Raw genomic sequence first — 12353 nt, forward strand, 5'->3', positions numbered from 1 at the left:
CGATCCCTTAGGATCATAGGTAGGTAACGGGAAGCATGCCACTGTTGGCTCTCATTCTATTTCTTTTCGTCAGCACAGCCGATCACAGGGCTTATGCTTTTCATCCTATTGTCTTTCCCAATGGTGCGGACCACATCCATGTTTCCAGGTTCCATGCCCTGGATAACCGCATAGCGCGCTGGGATTCCGCTGCGATTCTATCAGGCCAGCATGATGAATCCTTCATGCTATACGAAAAATACGGGACCATGCTCGGCTATCCGAAAGATCCGAAGGCGGGTGATTTTTGGGTTCGTGTTGAAGTCGAAAATCAAGCAGACCAGGACATCTCACTGCTGTCCGACTACGGATCCACGCCAAGCATCTCCCGCGTATTTATTCAGAATGCTGATACGCGCGTACTCTTTCGCACCATAACTCTTGACGACAAGCTGCGGCGGACCATTAAGCTTTATTCGTTGCCGCCAGGACGCTGGCAGGTCTATTTGGAGATTGCGCCCGATGAATTTTCCATGCCGATCGTTAATCTGGATTTGAAAAGCACGCAAGGCCTGTGGCGGTATAGTCCGGAACGGCATTTCTTAACGGCGTCCTATGGCATTTGCCTGGCACTCATCGCTTATAATTTCGTCCTGGCTTTGACTTTGCGCCATCGAGCCCATGTTATTTATATCGCCTATACCATCGCGCTGCTGCTCTACTATGAAGGCCGCTATCAAGTCCTTGCTGAGCAGTTTGGCATTCCGGAAATCCCCAAGTGGGCCCTGGTAAGCATCAATGCTTCGTCGTCCTATCTTTTCCTGACGTTTCTCTATCATATGGCCGATGTGAAAAAGTCGCTGCCGGCTTGGAAGTGGCCGCTCTTCATCATGTTTGCGTTCTGGCCTGCTATGGTCGTGTACTCGTTCATTGATATCACAGCGACACAGATCATGCTTCTGCGTCTGCTTACACTGTCTGTACCGCTGACCACGGCGATCGGCATCCATGCCGTCATCAAAAAAGTTCCCGGTGCACGTCTGCTTGTTATCTCGTCGATCCTCCCTGGACTGGGTACCCTGATACATTTCAACGCCAGCTTTTTCGGGCAGTGGCTGCCTATGCCTTTTGTTATTTGTGCCCAGCTTCTGGCTCTGGATATTGAAATGATTCTTTTGTCCATGACCATTGGCTTTAAGATCAATCGGGAGCAGGAGTGGCTCCGCAAGAAAATGTATCACGCCTATACGGAACTCAAGGCGGTCGTCTATCCGCATCAGTTGGCTCAAATCTGGGAAGGGATGCCGCTTGGCAAAACCATGCCCGTTGGTGAGCAGAACGCGTTTATGATCGTGTTTGATGTGGTCGCCAGCAGCAAGATGAAGATGGCTGATCCGCGAGCGTTCCTGTCCGGAGTGTTTCACGAGTGTTCCAACCTGATGATGCAAAATTATCAACCCGAGCCGCTGATCGCGAATGGTTATCGGGTGAAGGAAATGGGCGATGGATTCCTTTGCAGCGTGGGTTTTCCCTTTGGCTGTCCTATTGAGAATGCCGCCGATCACAGCGTGAATCTGGCCCATCAGTTTCTGGAAATCTTTCAGCGTCATGTGGCAGCGGTGGGTTCTGAGCATAGCATCCATTGTTCCATCGGGATTGCCTATGGTCCGGTGGAAGCTTTTTATCCGGAATCGGGTGCTCAGGTGTATGATCTGTTCGGTCGGGGCATAATCCTGGCTCATCGCTACGAAAGCATGCGGGATATCCTGTTCCGCTGGCTCAAGCAGCGTGATGATATCATTATTCTGCATCAGCCCGTGTTCGAACGGCTCTCGGATGCGTTACGACGCGATTTTGTGGAAGTGGACTTATCCCTCTCGGACTTCAAGGTCCGGGATGATGAACAGGCCCAGCGCCTCTATTATCAACTGGCATCGGGACGCGAACAACGCCATCTGTTGCGCGGCGCCTGATTCAAAGTTTCAATCCATTGATGCGATTCCGCAGCTCCTGACAGGCCTCGGCATTGGGGACCAGGTAATCACTGCTGATGTGAACATTGCCTTCGCTCACCCTCAGAGTAAAATATTCATCCCGGCAGCTTGAAGTCACACGAAGACCCCCAATGGGCGTATCTTCAATCGGTTCGGCGGAAGGCAGCTCCAATTTATCGATGAGGCTGGCCAGGGCTACACAGCCTTCAAAGGGTTGGAAATTGGTGACGTTGCGAATCGTTAGACCTTCTATGGTCAAGTGAAAGGTGTCGCGGCAGCTGGCGGACACCTTAAATTTACCCGTGGTCCACGCGGATTTTCCCAAGCGGTCTCCGCTTTGGCCCAGCCCCAAGCCAGGCAGGTTTTCTATGTCTTCTGTCATGGCAGCGTCCAAACCTTGATCACGCCAGCTCGCAAGGGAAACGTCGCGGTCCAGGGACCGGGCCTGCAAGCGTTGCCGCTCATAAGCTGGGGTTTTGCAAGAACTTGCCAGCTGACTTAAGGTCAAAGCCAAAGCCAAAAATGCGAAGCTTCTCATGGAAGTCCCTCGACGTTGCGGAGCCTAAGTTTTTGATTCGTCCATGTTCTTGCAAAAGTTGGTCCAAGCTCTTGTTAATACTGACAAGGTTCTGAACTCGCGCTAATGGGTTATGATGGGAGAGTCGGACTTCACGGGGAGGGAAAAACGCATGCAGGTTCACCTTATGGATGGCACTTATGAACTGTTTCGCGCCTATTATGGGGCTCCAGCGGCCAAAGGACCCGATGGACGTGAGGTCGGTGCCACGCGGGGTTTGCTTCGAAGCCTTTGGTCTTTTTTAAAGACGGGCGCAGTGACTCATGCTGCCATCGCGTTCGATCATGTGATTGAATCCTTTCGCAATGATCTCTTTACAGGCTACAAGACTGGTGAAGGTATGGATCCCGAGCTTTACGCTCAATTTGCATTGGCGGAACGTACCGCTTATGCCCTGGGTTTGGTCGTGTGGCCCATGATTGAGTTCGAAGCCGACGATGCTCTGGCGACGGGAGCCTATTTATACCGTGATGCGCCGGGTGTGGAGAAGGTCCTGATCTGCTCCCCGGACAAGGACATGGCGCAATGCGTGCGTGGCAAAAAAGTTGTGATGTATGATCGTCACAAGGATCTTGAGATCGACGAAAACGGTGTGCATGAAAAATTTGGAGTGGCCCCGTCATCCATAGTCGATTGGTTGGCCCTGGTCGGTGACACCGCGGATGGGATTCCAGGAGTCCCAAAGTGGGGAACCAAATCGGCCTCGACGCTACTCGCGGTGTATGGATCAGTTGACAATATTCCCGATCAGCCAGCTCAGTGGTCCGTGAAAGTCCGCGGAGCCGACGCGTTAGCCATCAGTCTTCGTCATCATCGTCAGGACGCGAAGCTTTATCGGAAATTGGCGACTTTGCGCGAAGATGTGCCACTCCAGGAAAGGTTAGACGACCTTGCCTGGCGCGGCGCACGACGCAAAGAACTCGAAGCGCTTTGCCAGGAAGTGGGCGAGACCGCCTGGCTTCAACGCGTGACAATTTGGGCCGAATAGTCAGGCCTGGGTGCCATACACTGTGCTGGTGACCATGACGTCCTTCACGACAAACTGGTCATTGACCAGTTTCCACATCGATGCGAAGGTTTTTTCCCAGGAAATATCCACCAAAAACTTATCCACTCGTTCCTGCCAGGCTGCATGTCCCGCAGCGTCCGCCAGCAAGGCTTCCGTTCGAATGATAAAATTGTCTGAATCATCAGCAATCGCCACCAGATTCTTCACTCCATACGGATGAACAACGTCACGAATCGAGGTGGAAATCACGCGGCATCCTGCTGACAGATACTCGGGCGTCTTGGTAGGACTGATGTAGCGTGTCGCATCATTCAGGGCAAAGGGCAGGATCGCAATATCCCAGCCCGCCAGATAATGCGGCAGTTCATTTTAATTTTTGCCCCCCAGATAGTGGATATTCGGCCTCTGAGGCAGTGTGGATGGATCGATTTTGACAACCGGTCCCACCATCACAATGTGCCAATCCGGGCGCTTTTCCGCGATTTCATCCAGAAGTTGGAGATCAATCCGTTCATCGATAACACCAACATAGCCAAGCCGCGGTGAAGGAATCCCAGCTTGATCTGCGGGATCTGTGGTCAGATCGCGGGCCTTGGCAAAATGGGCAACATCCACGCTGCTGGGAAACGGGTAGACCCTTTGGTGGAGATGACGTTTGGCGTTAAACAAACTGAATCCACCGGTGAAAACCAGGTCCACGCGATTCAGGAGACTTTGCTCCAAAAGCGGCAATTCCTGCGGCGCGCCTTTAAAATTGGCGAGCTGGTCCATGCAATCATAGACGCTCACGACAGGCCGCAAATGATTGGAATGCTTCAGGTGCATGGGGCTGTAATACCATGTGATGTACCTGATGATCGAATGGTCATCCATCATCTGATTGAGAAAACGTTTGATCCAAAGGTTGGATTCCATTTCGCCGTATCCCCGGGGCAGATGAGGAGTGGCGACAAACAGATTATCCGCTTCCTCTCTGACCTGCAGCTCAGGCACTTCACTGTCACTCAAGATAGGCTCTTCGAAAAAGAACACGCGCCCTTCATTGGCGATACGGCTCATCAGATGTTGGGGGCGCTGAAAGACGAAATTCCAGCGGAGATGCGAAAAACAAATAAGGTCGGGAGAACTGCTTGCTACTGACATCTGAAATTTTTTCATCGTTCACTCCTCGCAACAGGCACTATCATTGCAATAGCTGTACCGCGACAACCAAACCCGAGGACGTCCCAATTCGCTGAACTGACATAATAAAATCAGTAGGGTCTCAGAAACGCATAATCTTCACCCATTGACTTATCTGCTTAATGGAGCTACGCAGTCTTCACCGCGCAATATTGAATTATTAAGAAAGAGACTGTTTGCCAGAAGAGCCGGTCCTATTGTTTTGGGAATTTACCTTGTGTTATCTTTTCGCTGGATGCTGCACAGTTCTCTATGAGCACATTTTTTCTTCTTTCACATGGTGGGCAAGATATGAAGGAGAAGCACAGAACGTCGCTGGACTTGGATTTACACCAGTTTCATCCAAGGCCTCAGTTCTGCCGGAAGCAGTGGCACTCCCTGAACGGTCCGTGGAAGTTCTGCTTTGATGATGAGATGCTCTGTCGCCAACCTTCAGATGTATCGCAATGGGACCATGTAATTGAAGTTCCGTTCGCTCCCGAGACCGAACGGAGCGGGATTGGTGACACAGGCTTTCACAACGTCTGCTGGTACCAGAGGGAATTTGAACTGCCGTTGAATGAGAGTGAGCGGCTGCTTCTCCACTTTGGGGCGGTCGACTACGTGGCGAATGTATGGGTGAATGATCAGTTCGTTGGCAAGCATGAAGGCGGCCATACCCCTTTTCACTTTGATGTTACCCATGCATTGAAAGCTGACGGACCTCAGGTGCTGACGGTCCAGGTGGAAGATAAGCCGCAGGACCTTGCCAAACCACGGGGCAAACAGGATTGGCAGCTTGAACCGCATAGCATTTGGTATCCCCGTACGACTGGCATTTGGCAAACGGTCTGGTTGGAACCCGTCGCCAAAACTTATATTGGCAATGTCCGCTGGACGCCTCATCTGGAGCGTTGGGAAATTGGCTTCGAGGCCTTCATTGAAGGCTGCCTGACCAGGAATTTGCAAATCCGCCTGCATTTGAGCGTAGGCGACCACCTGCTGGTCAATGATAGTTATCAAGTGATCCTGGGCGAAGTGCATCGAAGAATCGCGCTATCTGACCCAGGCGTGGACGATTTTCGCAACGAACTGCTCTGGAGCCCTGAAAAGCCGACATTGATCAAGGCAGAAATCGAGCTCTACGCCGATAATGAGTGTGTGGATCGCATGCATTCCTATACTGCGCTTCGCTCTGTCTCTATTCAGCATGGCGATTTCATGCTGAATGGTCGACCTTACTATCTCCGCATGGTGCTTGATCAGGGCTATTGGCCGGAAAGTTTCATGACGGCTCCGGATGCCACGGCCTTGAAACGCGACGTTGAACTTATTAAAGCCATGGGGTTTAACGGGGCTCGCAAGCATCAAAAAATTGAGGACCCCAATTATTTGTTTTGGGCCGACGTCCTGGGACTGATGGTTTGGGAAGAGATGCCAAGCGCCTATCGATTTACCCATGAAGGCGTCGAGCGCATCACGCGGGAATGGATAGAAGCGATTGATCGCGACTATAGTCACCCTTGTATCGTCACCTGGGTCCCCTTTAACGAGTCCTGGGGGGTGCCGGATCTAGCCGAAAAGGCGACCCATCGCAGCTGTGTGCAGGCCCTCTATCATCTGACCAAAACTTTGGACCCCACACGCCCAGTGATCGGCAATGATGGGTGGGAAAGCACGGCCACCGACATCATCGGGATTCATGATTACGATAACCACCCCGAGGCCTTTAAAGAACGTTATGACGCCCAGCTCACCACGAATGAAATCCTTAAAAGGCGCAGTCCGGCCGGCAAAATGATCACCATTGAAGGCTATGACCGCGAGAATCAACCGATCATGCTGACGGAATTCGGTGGTATTGCCTTCACCAAGGAAAAACCAGGGACCAGCAATGCCTGGGGTTATGCCGTCAGCTCAACCGCTCGCGACCTTAAGGCGCAGTATACGGAGTTGCTCGGAGTAGTCCATCAGCTCAAGCTCTTCCGTGGATTCTGTTATACGCAATTTACCGATACCTTTCAGGAGGCCAACGGTCTACTCTTTGCAGACCGGACACCTAAGATCGATATGAAAACTATCGCTTTTGTTACCCGAGGTTTCCAACGCGATCGTGCTGAGATCACCTTGGATGAGTTCGATCAAAATCCACAGCAAATGGGGCTTTGATTGTTATGCAGTACAAGAGCCGATTCCACAAACCTGACGGTCGCACGCTGCTTCTTTATAGCCGCCGCCCCATCGACGCCAATATCGTGGCCACCAGTCCGCAAGCCAATCCGGTGGCCTTGGAGGGATCCCATATGCGCTGGCATCCCTTGCGTGGCGAGTGGGTGGCCTATGCGCGGCACCGACAAAATCGAACTTTCCTGCCCCCTAAGGAGTTCAATCCTTTAGCTCCAACGGTTTCACCTGAATTTCCGACTGAACTTCCGGCCGGGGATTATGATGTGGCCGTGTTTGAAAATATGTTTCCCACACTGAGCGAAAAAGCTGTCAATCCACCGATGCTTCCCGGGGTGGAGACCGCCCCGGCCCTTGGTGTGTGTGAAGTGGTGGTCTTTACCAAAGATCCGAACATGACACTGGGCCGCCTGCCGCTGGATCATATCGCGCTGTTGCTCGAAGTGTGGGGGGATCGGACCCGGGAGATTGGTCAACGGGATGGTATCCAGTATGTGATGCCTTTTGAAAATCGCGGTGTGGAAGTCGGTGTTACGCTCCATCATCCGCATGGCCAGATCTATGCCTATCCCTTTGTTCCTCCCGTTCCCGCTCGTGAAGTCGCGCAGCAGAAGGCCTACTTCGAAAAACACGGCGTCGGTGTTATGGCTGATTTTATCGCGCGTGAGCTGCGGGATCACATTCGACTTATTTATGAAGGGCCGCATGCCGTAGCCTTGGTTCCCATCTGCGCGCGCTATCCTTATGAAGTTTGGGTGGCACCCAAAAGGCCCGTACCGACCATGGACAGGCTGGAAGACCACGAACGTGCGGACCTGGCCCGGGCTTTGAAAACGGTACTGTTGAAATTTGATGCCTTATGGTCCCGCCCCTTCCCTTATTTAATGACCATGCATCAGGCGCCGACCGATGGCCGGGATCACCCTGAATCCCATTTCTATTTTGAATTTAATCCGCCTTATCGCAGTTCAGATCGACTTAAATTCCTGGCCGGAACGGAATTGGGAGCCGGCATGTTTGCCAACGACAGCTTGCCTGAAGACAAGGCGAAAGAGCTGCAGGGCGTGGAGGTGACTCTTGAATGAAATAGATCAAAAATTGGCGACCATGCGCCAAATACTGGCTCGTCAGGGCATGGCGGGTTTTCTCTTGCGAGGTACGGATTGGTTTGCCTGGGCAACCGGGGGCAGTTCCAATACCGTTCTGCTGGCAGCTGAAACAGGGGTCGCTGAAGTCCTCGTGACTTTGCGTGACGCCTATATCCTCACCGATTCCATCGAAGCCGAGCGCTTTCTCAATGAAGAGGCGGCTCAGCCTTATTTGGTCTGGAGTGCGCCTTGGCAGGATCCTTTCGCTCGGAAGGCTTTTATACTGGATCAAACGCGCGGGGGACTGCTCGCCAGTGATCGACCGCGGGGCGTGGAATATGCCTTGCCTCGCGAGCTCTGGCTTCTGCGTCGGGAATTGATGCCCGAGGAACAGGACCGCTATCGATTGCTCTGTAAAGAGTCGGCCGAAGCCATGACCGATGTTATGGAAGCCGCGCATCCGGAGTGGACTGAATATCAACTGGCTGCGGAAGGTGCTGCGGCTCTTTGGAAGCGCGGTATTCATCCGGCATTGACTATGGCGGGCGGTGAAAATCGATTGCCGCGGTACCGGCATCCCGTGGCTTCTGCGGAAAAACTTGGCAGTCGAGCCATGTTGGTTTTCTGTGCGCGACGTCATGGCCTTTATGCCAACCTCACACGTTTTGTCTATTTTCGTCAGCCTGATAAGGATGAGGAAAAACGCAAACTGGATCTCGCCCAGGTGGAATGGGTCGCCTGGCAGGCGAGCCGCCCGGGTGTGCCGCTCAGTAAGATCTATGAACGTATCGTCAGCAGTTATGAAAGCATGGGCTATGCGGATGAACCCTCGCGGCATCATCAAGGCGGCCCTACGGGTTATCTGGCGCGCGAGGAAGTGGCTTCGCCGCAAAGCAGTGATCCACTCGGTGATAACACCGCCCTGGCCTGGAATCCCAGCGTGAAGGGCGGCAAGATTGAAGATACGATTTTGATTCGAGGTTCCCAGACGGATATCCTTACCGTGGATCCGCGTTGGCCGACATTTGAGTTTGCCGACCGGAAACGGCCTGACTTTTTGGTGAAGCTATGAAAAATGCGTTTCACAAGTTATATGGCAGCATGCCTGCATGCACGACGGAAGCTCCTGGTCGCGTGAATCTTATCGGCGAGCATACCGACTATAACGGTGGTTTTGTCCTGCCGACCTTGATTCCGCAGAAAACGCTGGTGAGTCTCTCACCCCGGACGGATCGCAAAGTTCATCTTGCCACGATGGATCGCGATGGGAGCATCCGTCGCTTTCATTATTATCTTGGGGAAGAAACCGCTCAGGACGGATGGGGTGATTACGTTCAGGGACTGACTTGGTTATGGGCCCGCGAAGGTCAACCCATTCAGGGATTTGATGCTCTTATCAGCTCGCATGTGCCCATGGGCGCAGGCCTTTCTTCCAGTGCGGCTCTTTTGGTGGCTTTCTCTCGCGCGCTCAGGCAGGCGTTTTCGTTGGATCTGGATGATGTCCAGATCGCTTTGCTGTGCCAGCGGGTCGAGAATGAATTCGTCGGTGCACGTGTGGGCATTATGGATCAGATGGCCATCAGCCTTGGTGATCACAATCATGCTTTATTTTTGGATACTCGTGATCTCAGTTCGCGACGCATTCCTTTGCCCTGGGATAAGATGGATCTGTTTGTGATCAATTCAGGAGTCCGCCATCGACTGATGGAAGGCGGTGGATATAACAGCCGCCGGTCCGAGTGCGAGGAAGCTACGCATCTCTTGAATGTCAAACAGTTGCGCGATATTGAAGCGCCTCACCGTTTAACAGGATTGCCGGATCTTTATCAAAAAAGAGCGCGGCATGTGGTGACGGAAAATCAACGCGTGCTCGACGCCGTTCAAGCTCTGGAAAGCGGGGATATGAAGCGACTGGGGCAGTTGATGCGAGAATCCCATACATCCATGCGTGACGATTATGAAGTCTCGGTTCCCGAAATTGATATCCTTGTCGAGGAAGCCCTGCGCGAACCTCAGGTCTTTGGAGCCAGACTTACAGGAGGCGGATTTGGTGGTTCCATTGTCGGTATCTGCGAACCCAAGCAGGCTTTGTCCGTTGCCAGTCGCATTGTGGAACGAGCAAGCCAACGGTTTGATGAGACACCAACGATTCTGGTTCCTGAACCCTCCTGACACGCGGCGCGTTTTGTCTCCTGGCGCAACCTGATCGTTTTGCGCCAGGTTGCCCACCTCGACGTCTCGTCATATTTCAATCATTACTGCGAGTTGAAATTTAGGTCTAAAATGGCTGACCTCTTGCAACAACCCTTTGTGTTGTCTCAGTGTTTGCCTTTTTAAACTGGAGGAGGAAGAAGTCATGAAAGCTTTCGTAATCGCAGTCGGTATTATAAGCCTTTTTTCGTCCACTTTGCTGCTAGCGGAATCCATAGTCGATGACACGATACTTTCTCAAAAACTGGATCATGTGATCCACAATCCGCTTATCGACGTTCGCCTTGAATCACGACCCGACGGATTCATCTTGCGCATGCAGAGCAAAAATCCTGAAAGTCAGGAAGCTGCCCGGGCATTCGCTGTTGAAGTTATCAAGCAACACAACCTCTCCCACGATGTCCCACAAACCAATGGCTACGGCCTGCCTGAGCAGTAAGATTGGGTTCCTGCATCGCGGCTTCATGGCCGCGATGTTTGAAGCCATTGGTGCCCAAGCCCTTCGCTCGCGTTATTTGCCACAGGTTTGGCGAATATTTTGGGGACCTCGGCCTCTATTCTGCGGCCGCTTTCAAATAAACCTGAGATTTCAAGGTATTATGATGCGGCCTTCCGATTGCATTGGTGATGATGCGAACTCAAAGTTCGAAATCTTTCGAGTAAAGATTTGCGTCCATCACCTTCAAAGGAGTCTGCTATGCCAACCCTCTCGACCCACCTTCGGCGATCTATCTGGGTCTTGGGAGCTCTACTGCTCTTGACTTCCACTGCCCCTTACGTCCACGCCGATGAGCTTTCCACTGAGGAGGCCAAACTCACCTTTGCACCGGAAGTTCCGCCGCCTCTGCAGCGCAGGACACCGGCCAAGGTTATTGTTCATTTGGAAGCGAAAGAAGTCGTATCCCGTCTGGCAGACGGCGTTGACTACACATTCTGGACCTTCGGCGGCGAAGTGCCTGGGAAATTTATCCGTGTTCGCGAAGGCGACTCCGTGGAATTCCATTTCAGCAATCATCCCAGCAGTAAGATGCCTCATAACATCGACCTTCATGCCGTCACAGGCCCTGGCGGTGGCGCTTCTTCGTCGTTCACTGCGCCTGGCCACAAGTCGACGTTCTCATTTAAGACCCTGAATCCAGGTCTCTATATTTATCACTGTGCGACAGCGCCTGTGGGAATGCACATTGCCAACGGTATGTATGGCCTGATCCTGGTCGAACCCAAGGCTGGGCTGCCCAAGGTGGATCGCGAGTATTATGTTATGCAAAGTGAATTCTATACCAAAGGCAAATACGGGGACCGCGGTCTTCAGTCTTTTAGTATGGACAAGGCGCTCAAGGAACAACCTGATTATGTCGTCTTCAACGGCTCTGTGGGGGCTACTGCTGGAACGCGCTCCATGACAGCCAAGGCTGGTGAAACGATCCGTCTCTACGTTGGGAACGGTGGTCCGAACCTTGTATCCTCGTTCCACGTGATCGGAGAGATCTTTGACCGTGTCTATATCGAAGGTGGATCCCTCGTGAATAAGGATGTCCAGACCACTTTAATTCCATCAGGCGGTTCCGCTATCGTGGACTTCAAAGTTGATGTTCCCGGGACTTATATTATCGTTGATCACTCGATCTTTCGGGCATTTAACAAAGGCGCCTTGGCTCAGATCAAAGTCGAAGGTGCTGACGACAAGGAGGTGTATTCCGGTAAGCAGAAGGATGAAGTTTATCTGCCGGAAGGTTCGGGCATCCAAACCATCAACACGGAAACCCAGGCAGCTCCTGCGGCCAAATCCAAGGCGGATCGCATAGCTGTCGGTAAAAAAGTTTATGACACCAACTGCGCCGCATGCCATCAGCCCAATGGTGAAGGTATTCCCCGTGCCTTTCCTCCCTTGGCCAAATCTGATTTCTTGAATGCTGATAAGAAGCGGTCGGTTGATGCCGTCGTCCATGGTTTGGAAGGCAAAATTATGGTGAACGGCCAGGAATATGACAGTGTGATGCCAGCCTGGTCGCTGAGCGACGATGATGTTGCCAACGTGCTCACCTTCATCTACAGCGCCTGGGGCAACAGTGGTAAGGAAGTCAGCGCGTCTGAAGTCAAAGCTTCCAAGGCCCAAAAGAAGTAAGACATCTCCGACTGCTGAGGTTATC

11 protein-coding genes are annotated in these 12353 nt (G+C 52.4%); 8 read left to right on the forward strand and 3 right to left on the reverse strand.

Annotation, left to right across the window (positions count from 1 at the left end; translation table 11 throughout):
- Positions 1-35 precede the first annotated feature (35 nt).
- Complete coding sequence (locus VE954_RS26610; protein ID WP_324958589.1) at positions 36-1952, forward strand: 7TM diverse intracellular signaling domain-containing protein; 1917 nt, start codon at positions 36-38, stop codon at positions 1950-1952.
- Between the two features lies 1 nt (position 1953).
- On the opposite strand, the gene VE954_RS26615 is transcribed toward VE954_RS26610, so the two are convergent.
- On the reverse strand, positions 1954-2511 hold the full coding sequence (locus tag VE954_RS26615; RefSeq protein ID WP_324958591.1) for a hypothetical protein: 558 nt from the start codon (positions 2509-2511) through the stop codon (positions 1954-1956).
- 151 nt (positions 2512-2662) lie between these two features.
- On the opposite strand from VE954_RS26615, the gene VE954_RS26620 reads away from it, so the two are divergent.
- Complete coding sequence (locus VE954_RS26620) at positions 2663-3538, forward strand: 5'-3' exonuclease (protein ID WP_324958593.1); 876 nt, start codon at positions 2663-2665, stop codon at positions 3536-3538.
- Here VE954_RS26620 and VE954_RS26625 read toward each other — a convergent pair whose 3' ends face one another.
- Both VE954_RS26625 and VE954_RS26630 read right to left on the reverse strand, forming a co-directional pair.
- A complete protein-coding gene (locus VE954_RS26625) occupies positions 3539-3808 on the reverse strand; it encodes a hypothetical protein (protein ID WP_324958595.1) in 270 nt (89 codons plus the stop codon). It lies immediately after the preceding gene.
- A gap of 120 nt (positions 3809-3928) precedes the next feature.
- A complete protein-coding gene (locus VE954_RS26630) occupies positions 3929-4717 on the reverse strand; it encodes a hypothetical protein (RefSeq protein WP_324958597.1) in 789 nt (262 codons plus the stop codon).
- Positions 4718-5032: 315 nt separating this feature from the next.
- Between VE954_RS26630 and VE954_RS26635 the strand changes: the two genes are divergently transcribed.
- The 6 genes from VE954_RS26635 (at position 5033) to nirK (ending at position 12328) form a co-directional block, all read left to right on the forward strand.
- Entirely contained in the window at positions 5033-6889 is a 1857-nt protein-coding gene (locus VE954_RS26635; RefSeq protein ID WP_324958599.1) for a glycoside hydrolase family 2 protein, read from the forward strand.
- Between the two features lie 5 nt (positions 6890-6894).
- The gene (gene galT / locus VE954_RS26640; protein ID WP_324958601.1) at positions 6895-7989 is read left to right on the forward strand and encodes a galactose-1-phosphate uridylyltransferase; all 1095 of its coding nucleotides are present in this window, start codon (positions 6895-6897) and stop codon (positions 7987-7989) included.
- Complete coding sequence (locus VE954_RS26645; RefSeq protein ID WP_324958603.1) at positions 7982-9064, forward strand: M24 family metallopeptidase; 1083 nt, start codon at positions 7982-7984, stop codon at positions 9062-9064. The genes galT and VE954_RS26645 overlap by 8 nt, the downstream gene beginning before the upstream one ends.
- Complete coding sequence (gene galK / locus VE954_RS26650) at positions 9061-10164, forward strand: galactokinase (RefSeq protein WP_324958605.1); 1104 nt, start codon at positions 9061-9063, stop codon at positions 10162-10164. The genes VE954_RS26645 and galK overlap by 4 nt, the downstream gene beginning before the upstream one ends.
- Positions 10165-10348: 184 nt before the next feature.
- Entirely contained in the window at positions 10349-10642 is a 294-nt protein-coding gene (locus tag VE954_RS26655) for a hypothetical protein (RefSeq protein WP_324958606.1), read from the forward strand.
- Positions 10643-10900: 258 nt separating this feature from the next.
- Positions 10901-12328 carry a copper-containing nitrite reductase gene (nirK, locus tag VE954_RS26660; protein WP_324958608.1) on the forward strand — a complete coding sequence of 476 codons (1428 nt, stop codon included), beginning with the start codon at positions 10901-10903 and terminating at the stop codon, positions 12326-12328.
- Positions 12329-12353: the final 25 nt, after the last annotated feature.

Source organism: Oligoflexus sp. (assembly GCF_035638955.1).
GTDB lineage: Bacteria > Bdellovibrionota_B > Oligoflexia > Oligoflexales > Oligoflexaceae > Oligoflexus.

Excerpts from the sequence above, each read along its gene's own strand:
- VE954_RS26610 (WP_324958589.1), top strand. The coding sequence starts at position 36 with ATGCCACTGTTGGCTCTCATTCTATTTCTTTTCGTCAGCACAGCCGAT.
- VE954_RS26615 (WP_324958591.1), bottom strand. The coding sequence starts at position 2,511 with ATGAGAAGCTTCGCATTTTTGGCTTTGGCTTTGACCTTAAGTCAGCTG.
- VE954_RS26620 (WP_324958593.1), top strand. The coding sequence starts at position 2,663 with ATGCAGGTTCACCTTATGGATGGCACTTATGAACTGTTTCGCGCCTAT.
- VE954_RS26630 (WP_324958597.1), bottom strand. The coding sequence starts at position 4,717 with ATGAAAAAATTTCAGATGTCAGTAGCAAGCAGTTCTCCCGACCTTATT.
- VE954_RS26635 (WP_324958599.1), top strand. The coding sequence starts at position 5,033 with ATGAAGGAGAAGCACAGAACGTCGCTGGACTTGGATTTACACCAGTTT.
- galT (WP_324958601.1), top strand. The coding sequence starts at position 6,895 with ATGCAGTACAAGAGCCGATTCCACAAACCTGACGGTCGCACGCTGCTT.
- galK (WP_324958605.1), top strand. The coding sequence starts at position 9,061 with ATGAAAAATGCGTTTCACAAGTTATATGGCAGCATGCCTGCATGCACG.
- VE954_RS26655 (WP_324958606.1), top strand. The coding sequence starts at position 10,349 with ATGAAAGCTTTCGTAATCGCAGTCGGTATTATAAGCCTTTTTTCGTCC.
- nirK (WP_324958608.1), top strand. The coding sequence starts at position 10,901 with ATGCCAACCCTCTCGACCCACCTTCGGCGATCTATCTGGGTCTTGGGA.